The sequence below is a fragment of the Micromonospora sp. ATCC 39149 genome (assembly GCF_000158815.1).
Taxonomy (GTDB): domain Bacteria; phylum Actinomycetota; class Actinomycetes; order Mycobacteriales; family Micromonosporaceae; genus Micromonospora.
In genome coordinates, this window is sequence record NZ_GG657738.1 from 2,402,834 (window position 1) to 2,404,118 (window position 1,285).

General features: G+C 71.5%; 2 protein-coding genes. Both read right to left on the bottom strand.

The window, feature by feature from the left end; genetic code table 11:
- Positions 1 to 283: 283 nt before the first annotated feature.
- On the bottom strand, positions 284 to 487 hold the full coding sequence (locus MCAG_RS10025; RefSeq protein WP_007072850.1) for a cold-shock protein: 204 nt from the start codon (positions 485 to 487) through the stop codon (positions 284 to 286).
- A 239-nt stretch (positions 488 to 726) separates the two neighbouring features.
- The coding region (locus MCAG_RS32380) for a PD-(D/E)XK nuclease family protein (RefSeq protein ID WP_157548462.1) at positions 727 to 1,285 on the bottom strand (559 nt) is incomplete at its 5' end.

Genomic DNA, 1,285 nt, shown 5'->3' on the forward strand with positions numbered 1-1,285 from the left:
CCCTGCGTGGTCAGCTCGGCGAGCAGTGCCGGTGCCAGGCCGGTGGCGGAGAAAAGAGGGAATAAACGGTGGTCATGCGGAAGCCTTCCTCGACGCGGCACGTGTCGAGGAAGTGCGCCGAGGCGGCGCTGTCGACCGGCGGACGGATCCGCCGGGACTCACAAGCACGAACCGAATGGGGTCGTGGCCGGCCCCGCCGCGCGAGGGGCGGACCGGCCACGTCGTCACGCCCGGAGGACGCGACGGATGTTACGGGTGGAACTGGTGAAACGGGTGCCGGAGATCAGAGCGGGCGGATGTTCTCCGCCTGCGGGCCCTTCTGGCCCTGGGTGATCTCGAACTCGACCCGCTGGTTCTCGTCCAGGCTCCGGTAGCCGGAGGACTGGATCGCCGAGAAGTGGGCGAAGACGTCAGCGCCGCCGCCGTCCGGGGTGATGAAGCCGAAGCCCTTGTCAGCGTTGAACCACTTGACGGTGCCAATTGCCATGTGTTCTGTCTCCTTGACGGAACGTCGGACCCGCACCTGTTGCGGGCCCGAAGAGGAGCGCTCCGCGCGGGAATGCGCGAATCGCCTGTCGCTTCTGGTCGCCCCGCCCGGAGAGCTCCGGACACAACAAAGAGCGCCTGGGGCCACAATCCGCCAGGCGCACACAGAGTCTCTGGGAACCATAACTGCAACGGGACAAGTCTATCACGGATTTCTCGTCCCGTCGCCAGTCGCCGGCCCTACCCCGGTCGGCCCCCACCCGCCGGCGCCTCCGGCACGCCCGTGACCAGGGCGGTAAGCCCGTCGGCGTCCAGCAGATCCGCCGGGCGGACGGTCACCGCGTCCCGCACGTAGTGGAAGGCTGCACCGACCCGGTCGACCGGCACACCGGCCAGCTCGGCCCAGGCCAGCCGGTAGACGGCGAGCTGTACCGCCGCTGCCTCGGCCTCCGCCCCGACGGGCTGCCGCCCGGTCTTCCAGTCGACCACGTCGAACCGCCCGCCCGACCGGGCGAAAACCGCGTCCATCCGGCCCCGCACCACCACCCCGGCGATCACCGTGGCGAAGGGCACCTCCACCTCCACCGGCACCCGCTGCGCCCACTCGCCGGCCAGGAAGCGCGCCTGGAGCTCCGCGAGGGCCTCGTCCGGCGCGGCGTCGGCGTCGGCCGCCCCCGGCAGCTCGTCCACGTCGAGCAGCCGGCTCACGCCGAAGCGCTGCTCCAGCCAGGTGTGGAACGCGGTGCCCCGCCGGGCGTACGGGTTCGGCGCGCTGGGCATCGGCCGGCGCAGGGCGCGG

Excerpts from the sequence above, each read along its gene's own strand:
- MCAG_RS10025 (WP_007072850.1), bottom strand. The coding sequence starts at position 487 with ATGGCAATTGGCACCGTCAAGTGGTTCAACGCTGACAAGGGCTTCGGC.